Raw genomic sequence first — 14,647 nt, 5'->3', positions numbered from 1 at the left:
GGCCTTTCTCGTTTCTGACGGTCGGCCGGGGCCTGGCCCGCCCTGCCCGTTTCAGTCGGCGCCCAGCTTGGCGATGAGCTGTTTCAGGGTGGTGCGGTCGGCCGTGCCCATATCCACGCCGCGGGCGCGGAAAAGCGTCGCCTGGCTGCGCAGGACCAGCCCGTCTTCCAGCGTCTTGAGGTGGTTGGCGCGCAGGGTATCGCCCGAGGAGGTGATGTCGGCGATAGCCTCGGCGGTCTCGTTCTTGACGGTGCCCTCGGTGGCGCCCTGGCTGTCGATAAGCTGGTAATCGGCGACGCCGTTCTCGCGCAGGAATTCCCGGACAAGGCGGTGATACTTGGTGGCGATGCGCAGGCGGAAGCCGTGTTTCGCCCGGAAGGCGGCGGCGACGGCGTCGAGATCGTCGAGCGTGCCCACGTCGACCCAGGCGCGGGGGACGGCGAGGACGAGGTCGGCATGGCCGAAGCCCAGCTCGGCCAGTTCCTCGACCCGGTGTTCCCACTGGCCCAGCTTTTCACGGACGAGATCGGTGCCGGTGACGCCGAGGTGGATGCGCCCTGCCGCGAGTTCGCGGGGGATTTCGCCGGCGGAGAGGAGGACGAGTTCGACATTGTCGATGCCGTCGACGAAGCCCGCGTATTCACGGTCGGAGCCGGCGCGGCCTAGTTCGACACTGCGGGCGCCGAACCATTCGAAGGTTTTCTCCATCAGCCGGCCCTTGGAGGGGACGCCAAGCTTCACGCTCATGCCGCACCTCCGAGGTCGATGACGAGGCCGGGGCGGATGACGCCGCCGACCGCCGGGATTTCCGCGCCGCCGCCCAGTTGGCGGGTCAGCGCGTCGTAGCGCCCGCCGGTGGCGACGGGGGGCAGATCGGGGCGGCGTTCGGCGTAGAAGCCGAAGACGAAGCCGTCGTAGTATTCCATCTGGGTACGGCCGTAGCTGGCCTCGAAATCGAGCGCGGTGACGTCGATGCCCGCGTCGCTCAGCGCATCGAGGCGGCGGGCCAGCCGGTCGATCGCCGGGGCGATGGCGGGCATGTCGACGGCGATGTCGCGGAGCTGTTCGAGCGCGTTGTCGGAGGTTTCGCGCACGGCGAGGATGGCGTCGAGGAGTGCGACCTCGTTTTCCGAGAGGGGGGCGGCGGCGGCGTCCTCGCGCAGGGTGTCGATGCGCTGGCGTATCTCGGTCTCGCTGCGCAGGCCGATCATCGGTGCGGCATGGGCCATCGGGTCGGTGGCGGCCAAAAGGGCGGCGCGGCTTTCGGGCATGCGGGCACGGCCGGCGTAGCGGTCGATGAGCGCACGGAAGCGCTTGGGCCGCCAGATGTGGCGGCGGAGCGCGGCCTTGCGACGCTCGGGCGTGCGGAGGCCCTCGACGGCGGCCATGAGGATGCCGATATCGCCGGTGGCGGCGCGGAGGTTCAGGGGGGCCAGCACCTGGTGGAAGAGGGCGAAGACGCGGGCGTCGGCGGCCTCGGCATTGGTGCGGTCGAAGACTTCGAAGCCCGCTTGCGTGTATTCGTTGGCGCGGTCGGGGTCGTCTTCCTGGCGGCGGAAGACCTCGCCCGCGTAGGTGTAGCAGGCGGGTTCGGCGCCGTGGGCCATGTGCATCTGCACGACCGGCACGGTGAAGTCGGGGCGCAGCATCTGCTCGCCCCGCAGCGCGTCGGAGGTGACGTAGGCGCGGGCGCGGATATCCTCGCCATAGAGGTCGAGGAGGAGGTCGGCGGGCTGGAGGATGCCGGTTTCCACCGGGTCCGCCCCCGCCGCCTCGAACAGGGCGCGCAGGCGCATCGCCTCGGCCCGGATCGCGGCGCGGTTGGTCATCCGCCCTGCCCGTCCAGGATCTCGCGGACCTTGGCGACCATGTCGCCGCGCGGCACCTCGAACTGGCTGGGGCGTTCCTTCCATTCCTCGAGCGTGGCGTTCTCGGCGATTTTCGCGCCAAGGACCAGGTCCTTGAGCTGGACGATGCCCTTCTCCTTTTCGTCGCCGCCCTCGATGATGGCGACCGGGGAGTTGCGCTTGTCGGCGTATTTGAGCTGGTTGCCGAAGTTCTTGGGGTTGCCGAGATAGACCTCGGCGCGGATGCCGGCCTGGCGGAGTTCGCCGACCATGGCCTGGTAATCGGCCATGCGGTCGCGATCCATCACGGTGACGACGACCGGGCCGGTGGCGGCGGAGCCGATGCGGCCTTTCTCGCGGAGGGCGGCGAGCAGGCGGTCGACGCCGATGGAGATGCCGGTAGCGGGGACGGCCTGGCCGGTGAAGCGCTTGACGAGGTCGTCGTAGCGCCCGCCGCCGGCGACGGAGCCGAACTGGCGCTTGCGGCCTTTCTCGTCGAGGATGTCGAAGGTCAGCTCAGCCTCGAAGACGGGGCCGGTGTAGTAGCCGAGGCCGCGGACGACGGAGGGGTCGATGACGATGCGGTCGGGGCCATAGCCTTGCGCGGCTAGGAGGGTGGCGATCTGTTCGAGTTCGACTACGCCCTCCTGCCCCATGGGGCTGTCACCCACGGCGCGGCGCAGGTTGGCGAAGGTTTCCGCCATGTCGTCGGCTTTGGAGGTGAGGAAGGTGAGGACCGGCCCGGCCTGATCGTCATTGAGCCCTACCCCGTCGATATAGGCCCCCGACGCATCCAGCCGCCCCTTGCCGAGCAGCTCGCGCACGCCCGCTTCGCCGACCTTGTCGAACTTGTCGATGGTGCGCATGACGGCGGCGCTGCGCTCCTCGTCGTCGGCAAGCCCCATGCTTTCCAATACGCCGTTCAGAACCTTCCGGTTGTTCACCCGGATGAGGTAATCCCTGCGCGGAATCCCCACCTCTTCCAGCGTGTCGGCGAGCATGGCGCAGATCTCGGCGTCGGCGGCCATGCTGGCGGTGCCGACGGTGTCGGCGTCGCATTGGTAGAACTGGCGGTAGCGGCCCGGGCCCGGCTTTTCGTTGCGCCAGACCGGCCCCATCGCGAAGCGGCGGTAGGGGGTGGGCAGGTCGTTGCGGTGCTGGGCGTAGACGCGGGCGAGCGGCGCGGTCAGGTCATAGCGCAGGGCGAGCCAGTCGCCGCGCCCGTCCTCGTCGGCCTCCTGCCAGGCGAAGACGCCCTCGTTGGGGCGGTCGACATCGGGGAGGAACTTGCCCAGCGCCTCGACCGTCTCGACGGCGCTCGATTCCAGCGCGTCGAACCCGTAGCGATGGTAGACCGCGGCGATCTTCTGCAGCATCTCTGCGCGTTCGCTCACTTCCGCGCCGAAATAGTCGCGGAACCCCTTTGGGGTTTCGGCCTTGGGGCGGGGCTGTTTCTTGGTCTTGGCCATCTTGCGGGTCCTTGCCGGTGCCATTCGCCGCGCGGTCTAGCCGAAGGGGCGTGAAGGGGCAAGCGGCAGGCGCGCGCTTGACCGGTCCGGCCGGCCCGCCTAGATGGCTTTCATGGAAAAGCTCGAAGAACACATCGCCCACCTTGCCCGCGTCGTCGACGACCTGTCCGACGTGGTGGCCCGGCAGGAGACCGAGATCGACCAGCTCAAGCGGCGGGTTGCCCTGCTGTTGCAGCGCGAGGCGGAGCGGGAGAGCCTGAGTTCCGGGGCCGAGGTGATCGGCGACGAGCGGCCGCCGCATTACTGAGGCGGCGCGCCGTCAGAGGCCGGACTTGCGGTCCTGTGCCACCAGGTCGCCGCCATGCAGCAGCAGGTTCATCCACTGGGCATTGCCGCCGAAGCGTTCGTAGACGCTTAGGAAAACCGTGTCCTTCGCCATCTGGCCGATCCGGCTGCCGCAGGGTTTGCGGCGGGGCTTGTTGCAGACCTGGCGCTTGATGGTCTCGTACGCCTTGTCGGTGTCGGAATAGGGCTGCACCTCGGCCGGGAGGCCGTAGCGGAGCTGTTCGTGCATCTCGACCGAGCCGAAGACGGCGAGCGCGGCGGTGAACTGCCGGGCGCAGCCATCATCGAAGCCGGTGATGTAGAAGGTGTGCGGATCGGTGCTGCCCGGGGCGCTGTCGTAGAGCTGGTAGCGGGGGCGGCGTTCGGGATACTGGGCCGTGCGCGTGCCGAGTTGGCGGGTATCGACGCCGCAGATGGTGGCGACACGGCCATATGGCAGGCGTGTGCCGAAGGCGATTTCGCTTTTCGAGGCGTCGGCGGCGGGCAGCGAGGCCTCGGTCACGGTGGCGCCGTCGCCGTCCTGTGTCGGTTCGCGCGCGTCGGCGTCGGGCGTGGGGGCGGTGGCGTTGCCGCCGAACAGGCCCGAGAGGAACCCGCCGCGGGCGTTCTGCGTGCCGGAGGGGGCGGCCATCGACATGGCGGGTGCGTTGGCGTCCACACTCTCTTCGGCGAGGCGCGGCACCTCGGCCATCTCGGCCCCGCAGGCGGCCGTGAGCGTGAGAACCAGACATGCCGCGGCGATACGCATCCGGGTGAGCCCCTTTCCATCCGTTGGCTGGCCGAGACCTTATCCCACGCCATACGCCGCCGTCCAGCCCGGGGGCATTGCCGCGACAATTCAGGCACTTGCCCGCGTGTCTTCAGATTTCCTCGACCATGGCGACACCCGGCAGGGAGCGCAGCGCGCCCTTGATCTGGGGCGAGACCGGGTAGTCGCGCCCGGCGGAGATTTCCACCTCGCCCGGCAGGGCCTGGTCGAGGAGGCAGAAGTAGATCGGGCCGCGCCCGCCCTTGGCGTCGGCGGATTTCTCGAGCACGGTGGCGACGGAGGGCACGGCGCCCGCATCCTCGACGAAGATGCGCAGGCCCGAGGCGCCGGCATCGGCCACGACGGTATCGGCGGGCTGGATGACGCGGGCGAGCAGCTTGAGCTGGTCCTCCTCCATCGTGGCCTCGACCGTGAGGACGACCATCGAGCCGGTTTCGAGGTGATCGCGGGAGGCTTCGAGCGTGTCGGAGAAGACCGTGACCTCGAAGCTGCCGGTGGTGTCGGAGAGCTGCACGAAGGCGAAGCGGTTGCCCCGGGCCGAGCGGCGTTCCTGCCGGCCGGCGACGACGCCGGCCATCTTGACCACGGCGGCGCCGCGGCGGGCGTGTTCGGTGACTTCCTCCAGCGTCTTGACGTCCTTGCGCTTGAGGGGCGCGGCGTAGTCGTCGAGCGGGTGGCCGGAGAGGTAGAAGCCCACCGCCTGGAATTCCTCGGTCAGGCGTTCGGCGGGCAGCCAGTCTTCGACCGGGGAGAGGCGCGGTTCGGGCAGGTCGTCGCCCGCCTCGCCAAACAGCGAGACCTGGTTGGAGTTCTTCTGTTCGTGGATGGCGGCGGAGTAGTTCATCAGCCGTTCGACATTGTCGAAAACGCGGCGGCGGTTGCGGTCGAGCTCGTCGAAGGCGCCGGCGCGGGCGAGCATCTCCAGCGGCCGCTTGCCGATGCGCTTGAGGTCGGCGCGGCGGGCGAAGTCGAAGAGGGTCACGAAGGGTTTCTCTCCCCTGCCCTCGACAATGAGGCGCATGGCGTCGACGCCCACGTTCTTGAGCGCGCCCAGCGCGTAGTGGAGCGCGCCGTCCCTGACCATGAAGGTGGCGTTGGAGCGGTTCACGCAGGGCGGCACGTAGGGCAGCGCGAGGGCGTGCTTCACCTCCTCGAAATAGGTGGCGAGCTTGTCGGTGAGGTGGATGTCGCAGTTCATGACGCCGGCCATGAACTCGACCGGGTGGTTGGCCTTGAGCCAGGCGGTCTGGTAGCTGACCACGGCATAGGCGGCGGCGTGGGATTTGTTGAAGCCGTAGTTCGCGAACTTGTCGAGCAGGTTCCAGACTTCGAGCGCCTTGGCGTCGTCGACGCCGTTTTCCTTGGCCCCGGCGATGAACTTGGGCCGCTCGGCATCCATCGCTTCCTGGATCTTCTTGCCCATGGCGCGGCGCAGCAGGTCGGCGCCGCCGAGGGAGTAGCCGGCCATCTCCTGCGCGATCTGCATCACCTGTTCCTGGTAGACGATGATGCCCTGGGTCTCGTCGAGGATGTGGTCGACCGAGGGGTGCAGGTTGTCGCGCTTGGAGAGGCCGTTCTTGACCTCGCAGTATTTCGGGATGTTCTCCATCGGGCCGGGGCGGTAGAGGGCCACGAGGGCGACGATATCCTCGATGCAGGTGGGCTTCATCCGCTTGAGCGCGTCCATCATGCCCGAGCTTTCCACCTGGAACACGGCGACCGTCTTGGCACGGGCGTAGAGCTCGTAGGTCTTGGGGTCGTCGAGGGGGATCTGGCCGATATCGTTCTCGGCGCCGTCGAAGGGTTCGTAGATGGTGCTGCCGTCGGCCGAAATGTGCAGGTCGCGGCCCGAGGCGTGGATCTGCTCGATGGCGTTCTGGACGACGGTGAGGGTTTTCAGGCCGAGGAAGTCGAATTTCACGAGGCCCGCCTGTTCGACCCATTTCATGTTGAACTGGGTCGCGGGCATGTCGGAGCGGGGGTCCTGGTAGAGGGGGACCAGCTCATCAAGGGGCCGGTCGCCGATCACCACGCCGGCGGCGTGGGTGGAGGCGTTGCGGAGGAGGCCCTCGACCTGCATCCCGTATTTCAGGAGGCGGTCGACCACTTCCTCGGAGCGGGCTTCCTCGCGCAGGCGGTCTTCCTGTTGCAGGGCCTTTTCGATGGAGACGGGTTTGACGCCCTCGACGGGGATCATCTTGGACAGGCGGTCGACCTGGCCGTAGGGCATTTGCAGGACGCGGCCGATGTCGCGGACGGCGGCCTTGGAGAGCAGCGCGCCGAAGGTGATGATCTGGCCCACCTTGTCGCGGCCGTACTTGCGCTGGACGTAACTGATCACCTCCTCGCGGCGGTCCATGCAGAAGTCGATGTCGAAGTCGGGCATCGAGACCCGGTCGGGGTTGAGGAAGCGTTCGAAGAGCAGCGAGTAGCGCAGCGGGTCGAGGTCGGTGATGGTAAGTGCGTAGGCCACGAGGGAGCCCGCGCCCGAGCCGCGGCCGGGGCCGACGGGGATGTCGTGGTCTTTCGCCCACTTGATGAAGTCGGCCACGATCAGGAAGTAGCCGGGGAAGCCCATGCCCTCGATGATGCCCAGCTCGAATTCGAGGCGTTTCTCGTACTCCTCGACCGGGGCGGCGTGGGGGATGACGGCGAGGCGGGCCTCGAGCCCTTCCTTGGCCTGACGGCGCAGCTCGTCGACCTCGTCATCGGCGAAGCGGGGCAGGATCGGGTCGCGCCGGTAGGCGCCGAAGGCGCAGCGTTTGGCGATCTCGACGGTGTTCTCGATGGCTTCGGGCAGGTCGGCGAAGAGGGTGGCCATTTCCTGCGGCGATTTGAAATAATGCTGGGCCGTCAGGCGGCGGCGGGGCTGCGACTGGTCGACATAGGCGCCCTCGGCGACGCAGATCATGGCGTCATGGGCCTCGTACATCTTTTCCTGCGGGAAATAGACGTCATTGGTGGCGACAAGCGGGATTTCCATGGCGTAGGCCATCTCGACGAAGCCCTGCTCGGTCAGCCGTTCGTTCTCGGGCGCGCCCGTCTCGCCGGGGTGGCGTTGCAGCTCGACATAGAGGCGGTCGGCGAAGGCCCTGTGCAGGTCGCGCATCAGGGTTTCCGCCGCCGGGCGCTGGCCGGCCTGCAGGAGCCGGCCCACCGGGCCGTCGGGGCCGCCGGAGAGGCAGATGACGGCCTCGGAATGGCGCTGCAACTCCTCCATCGTCACGTGCGGCAGCTGGCCGTCGCCGCGCAGGTAGAGGCAGGAGTTGAGCTTCATCAGGTTCTCGTAGCCGCGTTCCGACTGTGCCAGCAGGACCACGGGCGCCGGGGGTTTGGGCCGTTCGCCCGGCGCGGGGGTGACGTATTGCAGATCGACCTGGCAGCCCATGATCGGCTGGATGCCCGCCCCCTGGGCCGTGACGGAGAATTCCAGCGCCGCGAACATATTGTTGGTGTCGGTCACCGCAACCGCCGGCATGTTGGCCGCCTCGCACAGCCCCGGCAGCTTTTTCAGCCGCACGGCGCCTTCGAGAAGGGAGTATTCGGTATGGACGCGGAGATGGATGAATCGGGGGGCGCTGCTCATGGGGGTCAGCTTACGGCAGGCGAAGGGGCGGTGGAAATACCCGATTGCCGGGTGACCCTGCGGCAAGGTGGCGGCGGTCGGCGGGGCGCGGACCGCCCGTGGCTTTGCCCTGAGTTTGGGCGAAACCATTGCCATATCCGGTCAGAAACACTTCCTCCGATTCCAAGGCAATCGGGGCGAGCGCCGGGCAAGTCGTTGATTTCCCTTGCGTCATGGCGCCATTGCCACGGCCCGTTCCGCCGCGGCACGCGCCGCTCTGCGGCCCACTCAATCCTTGCCAAGCCGCGAATTGCGCGCATAGCCTTGATGTCAGGAAAGCCCGCGCCCCTCTACGCCGCATCGGGGGAGCGCACCAGAAAAGGGCGGAGGTAACGCGGCAGGCAGACGCGCTTATGGACATTTCCTTTCGGTTGAACGGGGAGGCCATCGAACTTGCCGGGGTGTCGCCCACAGAAACCCTGCTCGACTGGCTTCGCGAACGGCGGAGGCTGACCGGCACCAAGGAGGGCTGCAACGAGGGCGATTGCGGGGCCTGCACGGTGATGGTGAGCGACGCGCAGGGGGCGAAGGCGCTGAACGCCTGTATCCTGTTCCTGCCGCAGTTGCATGGGAAAGCCGTTCGGACGGTGGAGGGGATCAGCGGGCCGGATGGCACGCTGCACCCGGTGCAGGCGGCGATGATCGAACATCACGGCTCGCAATGCGGGTTCTGCACGCCGGGGTTCATCGTGTCGATGGCGGTGGCGCACCTGAACGGCGAGACGGATTTCGACACGGCGCTGGCCGGCAACCTGTGCCGGTGTACCGGCTATGCGCCGATCATCCGGGCGGCGGAGGCGGCGGCGGGGGAGCCGGTGCCGGAGTGGCTGCGCGAGGACATGGCGGCAGTGGCCCCTGCGCCGGCCTTGCCGGAAAGCTCGGACGAGTTGGCGGCGCTCTTGGAGCGGGCGCCGGAGACGGTGCTGGTGGCGGGCGCCACGGATGTGGGGCTTTGGGTGACCAAGCAGTTGCGGGAGCTGGCGCCGGTGGCGTTCCTGCACCGCTGCCTGGATCTGCAGGAGGTCGAGGAGAGCGAGGCGGGCCTGCGTGTGGGCGCGGGCGTGACGCTCGACCGGCTGATGCGGGAGATGCGCGGTCGGCATCCGTCCTTTGCCGGGCTGATCCGGCGCTATGGCTCGGCCCAGGTGCGGGGGGCGGCGACGATTGGCGGGAATATTGCCAATGGGTCGCCCATCGGTGACGGGCCGCCGGCGCTGATTGCGCTGGGGGCGGTGCTGCATCTGCGGAAGGGCGATGTGCGGCGGGAGCTGCCGCTGGAGGAATTCTTCCTCGAGTACGGCAAGCAGGACCGGGCGAAGGGAGAGTTCGTCGAGGCGGTGACCATTCCGGCGCAGGCGGACCGGTTGCGCTGTTACAAGCTGTCGAAGCGGTTCGACCAGGATATTTCCGCCGTGTGCGGGTGTTTCAACATCACGGTCGAGGATGGCGTTGTGACCGGGGCGCGGATTGCGTTCGGTGGCATGGCGGGGGTTCCGAAGCGGGCGGCGCATGTGGAGGCGGCGATTGTCGGTCAGCCGTGGACTTTGCAGACAGTAGAGGCTGCATCGGGGGCGTGGGAGACCGATTTCACCCCGCTTTCCGATATGCGCGCCTCGGCCCGGTATCGGCTCGAGGGGGCGCGGAACCTGCTGACCCGGTATTTCCACGAGGATCAGGGGCAGGCGACGAGCGTGCTGGAGGTGTCGGCATGAGCGTGACGAAGCCCCTGCCCCACGATGCCGCGCCGCTGCATGTGACCGGGCAGGCAAGGTACGTGGACGATATCCCGGCGCCGGCGGAGACGTTGCACCTGGCTTTCGGGCTGAGCGAGGCGGCGGCGGGGACGATCACGGCGCTGGATGTGTCGGAGGTTCGGACCAGTGCCGGGGTGGTCGCGGTGCTGACCGCCGATGATCTTGAGCGGGAGGCGGATACCTCGCCCTCGATCCATGACGAGCCGTTGCTGGCGACGGGCGAGGTGCATTATGCCGGGCAGGCGTTGTTCCTAGTGATCGCGGACAGTCACCTGAACGCGCGGAAGGCGGCGCGGAAGGCGACGGTGGAAATTGCCGAGCGCACGCCGATCCTGAGCATCGACGACGCCATCGCCGCGGACAGCCATTTCGAGGATGGGCCGCGTTTGTACGAGAAGGGCGATGCGGACGCCGCCATCGCCAATGCCCGCCATGCCATAGACGGCACGCTGGAGATGGGTGGGCAGGAGCATTTCTACCTCGAAGGTCAGGCCGCCATGGCATTGCCGCAGGAAGGCGGCGACATGGTGGTGATGTCGTCGACCCAGCATCCCAGCGAGATCCAGCACAAGGTGGCGCATGCGTTGGGCATGCCGATGCATGGCGTGCGGGTGGAGTGCCGGCGGATGGGCGGCGGCTTCGGCGGCAAGGAGAGCCAGGGCAACGCGCTGGCGATTGCCTGTGCGCTGGGGGCGCAGTTGACGGGCCGGCCCTGCAAGATGCGCTATGACCGGGACGACGACATGATCATCACCGGCAAGCGGCATGATTTCCGGATCGCCTATCGGGCGGGGTTCGATGATGATGGCCGGGTTCTGGGGGTGGAGTTCACCCAGTATGCCCGGTGCGGGTGGAGCCAGGACTTGTCGCTGCCGGTGGCGGACCGGGCGATGCTGCATGCGGACAATGCCTATCATCTGGAACACGCGCGGATATTGTCGCACCGATTGAAGACCAACACGCAGTCGGCCACCGCATTCCGGGGCTTCGGCGGCCCGCAGGGGATGATCGGGATCGAGCGGGTGATGGATCATATCGCCCATGAGCTGGGTCGCGATCCGCTGGAGGTGCGGCGGGTGAATTACTATGCCGCGCCGTCGAAGACCGGGCCGGGTACGGGGCATCGCTATGGCGGGGAATTCTCGCCGGGGGCCAGCCGGGCCGGGCCGATCCCCGACGATATCGACCCGGCATCGCGCGGGGCGCAGGCGGAGATGCCGCCGGACGCGGTGGCGAAGCCACCCGCAGGGGTGCAAACCACGCCATACGGGCAGCCGGTGGAGGATTTCATCCTGCACGAGATGACCGATGCGCTGGTGGAGCGGGCGGAGTATCACGCGCGGCGCAAGGCGGTGGCGGAGTGGAATGCCGCGAACGCCGTGCTCAAGAAGGGCATCGCGCTGACGCCGGTGAAGTTCGGGATTTCCTTCACGCTCACCCATCTCAACCAGGCCGGTGCGCTGGTGCATGTCTATAACGACGGCTCGATCCACCTGAACCACGGCGGGACGGAGATGGGCCAGGGGCTGTTCCAGAAGGTGGCGCAGGTGGCCGCCGCCCGGTTCGGCGTGCCGCAGGAGATGGTGCGGATCACCGCGACGGATACCGGCAAGGTGCCCAATACCTCGGCCACCGCCGCCAGTTCGGGGAGCGACCTGAACGGGATGGCGGTGAAGGCGGCCTGCGACACCATCCGCGAGCGTATGGCGGAGTTTTTGGCGGAGTACCATCAGGCGGAGCCAGCGACCGTGCGGTTCGAGGATGGCAAGGTTTTCGTGGGCGAGCATGAACGCAGCTTCGCCGAGGCGGCGAAGCTGGCCTACGAGCACCGGGTAAGCCTGTCCTCGACCGGGTTCTACAAGACGCCCAAGCTGGCGTGGGACCGTATCCGCGGCGAGGGCCGGCCGTTCTTCTATTTCGCCTACGGCGCGGCTGTCACCGAGGTGGTGATCGACACGCTGACGGGCGAGTACCGGATCCTGCGGACGGATATCCTGCATGATGCCGGGGCCAGCCTGAACCCGGCGATCGATATCGGGCAGGTAGAGGGCGGTTACGTGCAGGGCGCGGGGTGGCTGACGACCGAAGAGCTGGTGTGGAACGACAAGGGGCGGCTGACCACCCATGCGCCGTCGACCTACAAGATCCCCGCCTGTGGCGACCGGCCGGACGTGTTCAACGTGGAACTCTGGGACGACGAGAACCGGGAGGAGACGATTTACCGGTCGAAGGCTGTGGGCGAGCCGCCCTTCATGCTGGGGATTTCGGCGTTTCTTGCGTTGTCGGACGCGATTGCGAGTTGTGGCGCGGGTTATCCGGCGCTGGATGCGCCGGCGACGGCGGAGCGGGTGTTCCTGACGGTGGAACGGGTGCGTCATGGGGTTTGATCTGGAGAGCCTTTCCCGCGCCGTGGCCAAGCATGGGCGCGTGGTGCGGGTGGTGATTGCGGCGACGCATGGTTCCTGCCCGAGGGAGACCGGGGCGGCGATGCTGGTCTGGGACACTGGGCAGTCGGGCACGATCGGCGGTGGTGCGCTCGAGTACGAATTGGCGCGGGCGGCGCGGGAGCAGTCTGCAAGCTGCCGGTTGAGCCGCCATGCGCTGGGGCCGGAGATGGGCCAGTGCTGTGGCGGGGCCGTCGAGGTGGTGAGCGAGGTGTATGACGCCAAGAGCCTGCCCGAGGCGGAGGCTGTTGTGGCCCGCCCGGTGAGTGGCCCGGGGGCGATGCCGCTGTCGGTGAAACGCCTGCTGGCCACGGCGCGCAACCAGGGGCGGCCGCCGGAGGCGCAGCTCATCGATGGCTGGATGATCGAACCGGTGGCTCGGCCCACGCGCGAGATCTGGATCTGGGGCGCGGGCCATGTGGGCCGGGCGTTGGTGGCGGTGCTGGCGCCGCTGCCGGAGGTGCGGATCACTTGGGTCGATACCGCGCCCGACCGCTTTCCCGAAGACATTCCCGAGGGCGTGACCCCCCTGCCCGTTGCGGAGCCCGCACGGCTGGTGCCGCACGCGCCGCATGACGCGCATCACCTGGTCCTGACCTATTCCCATGCGCTCGACCTCGAACTGTGCCACCAGCTTCTGAGCCATGGTTTCGGAAGCGCCGGGCTGATCGGCTCGGCCACCAAGTGGGCCCGGTTCCGCAAGCGCCTTGCCGCGCTCGGGCATGGGCCCGATCAAATCGACGGCATCCGCTGCCCGATCGGCGACCCGAGCTTGGGCAAACACCCGCAGGCCATTGCGGTCGGCGTGGCGGCGGAGATACTGAGACCCGGGGCGCAAACCCGCCTCCAACAAGGAAAAACCGCGTGACAGGGACACTTCTGACAATCAAGGGCCTGACCAAGGCCTATCCGGGCGTCGTTGCCAATGACGACGTTTCCTTCGAGATCAGGGAGGGCGAAGTGCATGCCCTGCTTGGCGAAAACGGCGCCGGCAAGTCGACGCTGGTGAAGATGATCTACGGGCTGGTGAAACCGGACAGCGGCGCGATGACGCTGCGCGGGACGCCCTTCACCCCGGCCGAGCCGCGCGCGGCGCGGGCGGCGGGGGTGGCGATGGTGTTCCAACACTTCTCGCTCTTCGATGCGCTGAACGTGGCGGAGAATATCGCGCTCGGCATGGAGCATCCGCCGAAGATGCGCGACCTCGCGGCGCGGATCCGCGAGGTGTCGGAGACCTACGGGTTGCCGCTCGATCCGTATCGCACGGTGGGCGACCTGTCGGCGGGGGAACGGCAGAGGGTGGAGATCATCCGCTGCCTGTTGCAGGAGCCGAAGCTGCTGATCATGGACGAGCCCACGTCGGTGCTGACGCCGCAGGAGGTGGAGATCCTGTTCGAGACGCTGCGCAAGCTGACCGGGGAAGGCGTGGCGATCCTCTATATCTCGCACAAGCTGGAGGAAATCCGCGCGCTTTGCGATCACGCGACGATCCTGCGGCTGGGCAGGAACGTGGGCACCTGCGTGCCGGCCGAGACCTCGGCGCGGGAGATGGCGGAGCTGATGGTGGGCTCGGCCTTCGAGGCGCCGGAACGCGCGGGGCGCGCGCTTGGCGACGTGGCGCTCGATATCTCGGGGCTGTCGGTCAAGTCGCCCTCGGCTTTTGGCACCTCGCTGAAGAACATTCACCTGACGGTGCAGCAGGGCGAGATCCTCGGGATCGGCGGGGTCGCGGGGAACGGGCAGGACGAATTGCTGGCGGTGCTGTCGGGGGAGTTGAAGACCCATCCCGACGCGATCCGCCTGCTTGGTCAGCCGGTGGGCCGGCTGGGGCCGACGGCGCGGCGTGAGCTGGGCTTGCTGGCCGCACCCGAGGAGCGGCTGGGCCATGCGGCGGCGCCCGACATGAGCCTGATCGAGAACGGCGTGCTGACGGCGGCGCAGCGGGAGAACCTGCTGAACCGCGGCTTCCTGAAATGGGGCGCGGCGCGGAGCTTTGCCGAGAAGGTGATCGAGAGCTTCGACGTGCGCACACCCGGCCCGGACAACGCGGCAAGGTCGCTGTCGGGCGGGAACCTGCAGAAATTCGTGATCGGCCGGGAGGTGCTGCAGCGGCCGAAGGTGCTGGTGGTGAACCAGCCCACCTGGGGCGTCGATGCGGCGGCGGCGGCGGCCATCCGGCAGGCGCTGCTGGACCTGGCCGCCGAGGGCGCGGCGATCGTTTGCATCAGCCAGGACCTCGACGAGCTGATGGAGATCTCCGACCGGTTCGGGGCGCTGAACGAGGGGCGGCTGTCGGATATCCGGCCTGCCAAGGGCCTGACGGTCGAGGAGATCGGCCTGATGATGGGGGGAGCCCACGGGATGGAGGTGTCGCATGCCTGAGCGTGGGGAAAA

10 protein-coding genes are annotated in these 14,647 nt (G+C 68.0%); 5 read left to right on the top strand and 5 right to left on the bottom strand.

Features of this window, described 5'->3' with window-relative positions:
• Positions 1 to 51: 51 nt before the first annotated feature.
• From hisG to hisS, 3 genes are read right to left on the bottom strand one after another with little or no spacing between them, the layout of a single operon-like run.
• Complete coding sequence (gene hisG, locus QUV18_RS04490) at positions 52 to 747, bottom strand: ATP phosphoribosyltransferase (RefSeq protein WP_300892236.1); 696 nt, start codon at positions 745 to 747, stop codon at positions 52 to 54.
• Positions 744 to 1,829, bottom strand: coding sequence for an ATP phosphoribosyltransferase regulatory subunit (locus QUV18_RS04485; RefSeq protein WP_300892235.1), 1,086 nt, complete (start codon positions 1,827 to 1,829; stop codon positions 744 to 746). Before QUV18_RS04485 ends, hisG begins: the two co-directional genes overlap by 4 nt.
• Positions 1,826 to 3,316 (bottom strand): histidine--tRNA ligase, encoded by a 1,491-nt coding sequence (gene hisS / locus QUV18_RS04480; protein ID WP_300892234.1) that lies wholly within the window; start codon positions 3,314 to 3,316, stop codon positions 1,826 to 1,828. The genes QUV18_RS04485 and hisS overlap by 4 nt, the downstream gene beginning before the upstream one ends.
• A 112-nt stretch (positions 3,317 to 3,428) precedes the next feature.
• Here hisS and QUV18_RS04475 point away from each other — a divergent pair, with 112 nt between their 5' ends.
• The gene (locus QUV18_RS04475; protein WP_300892233.1) at positions 3,429 to 3,623 is read left to right on the top strand and encodes a SlyX family protein; all 195 of its coding nucleotides are present in this window, start codon (positions 3,429 to 3,431) and stop codon (positions 3,621 to 3,623) included.
• A gap of 12 nt (positions 3,624 to 3,635) precedes the next feature.
• Here QUV18_RS04475 and QUV18_RS04470 read toward each other — a convergent pair whose 3' ends face one another.
• Together QUV18_RS04470 and dnaE are read right to left on the bottom strand one after the other, a co-directional pair.
• Positions 3,636 to 4,409, bottom strand: coding sequence for a hypothetical protein (locus QUV18_RS04470; protein WP_300892232.1), 774 nt, complete (start codon positions 4,407 to 4,409; stop codon positions 3,636 to 3,638).
• A gap of 112 nt (positions 4,410 to 4,521) precedes the next feature.
• Entirely contained in the window at positions 4,522 to 8,016 is a 3,495-nt protein-coding gene (gene dnaE, locus QUV18_RS04465) for a DNA polymerase III subunit alpha (protein WP_300892231.1), read from the bottom strand.
• Positions 8,017 to 8,408: 392 nt separating this feature from the next.
• Here dnaE and xdhA point away from each other — a divergent pair, with 392 nt between their 5' ends.
• Genes xdhA through QUV18_RS04445 form a run of 4 tightly spaced genes read left to right on the top strand, consistent with a single transcriptional unit; the run spans position 8,409 to position 14,635 of the window.
• Entirely contained in the window at positions 8,409 to 9,767 is a 1,359-nt protein-coding gene (gene xdhA, locus QUV18_RS04460; RefSeq protein ID WP_300892229.1) for a xanthine dehydrogenase small subunit, read from the top strand.
• Positions 9,764 to 12,196 carry a xanthine dehydrogenase molybdopterin binding subunit gene (gene xdhB, locus QUV18_RS04455; RefSeq protein ID WP_300892228.1) on the top strand — a complete coding sequence of 811 codons (2,433 nt, stop codon included), beginning with the start codon at positions 9,764 to 9,766 and terminating at the stop codon, positions 12,194 to 12,196. The genes xdhA and xdhB overlap by 4 nt, the downstream gene beginning before the upstream one ends.
• Positions 12,186 to 13,121, top strand: a complete 936-nt coding sequence (gene xdhC, locus QUV18_RS04450) for a xanthine dehydrogenase accessory protein XdhC (RefSeq protein WP_300892227.1) — start codon at positions 12,186 to 12,188, stop codon at positions 13,119 to 13,121. The genes xdhB and xdhC overlap by 11 nt, the downstream gene beginning before the upstream one ends.
• On the top strand, positions 13,118 to 14,635 hold the full coding sequence (locus tag QUV18_RS04445; protein WP_300892226.1) for an ABC transporter ATP-binding protein: 1,518 nt from the start codon (positions 13,118 to 13,120) through the stop codon (positions 14,633 to 14,635). Before xdhC ends, QUV18_RS04445 begins: the two co-directional genes overlap by 4 nt.
• Positions 14,636 to 14,647: the final 12 nt, after the last annotated feature.

This window comes from Roseovarius sp., from assembly GCF_030373445.1.
Lineage (GTDB): Bacteria > Pseudomonadota > Alphaproteobacteria > Rhodobacterales > Rhodobacteraceae > Roseovarius.
The sequence above is the reverse complement of the archived record's forward strand: the minus strand, read 5'-3'. Positions and strand labels throughout refer to the sequence as shown.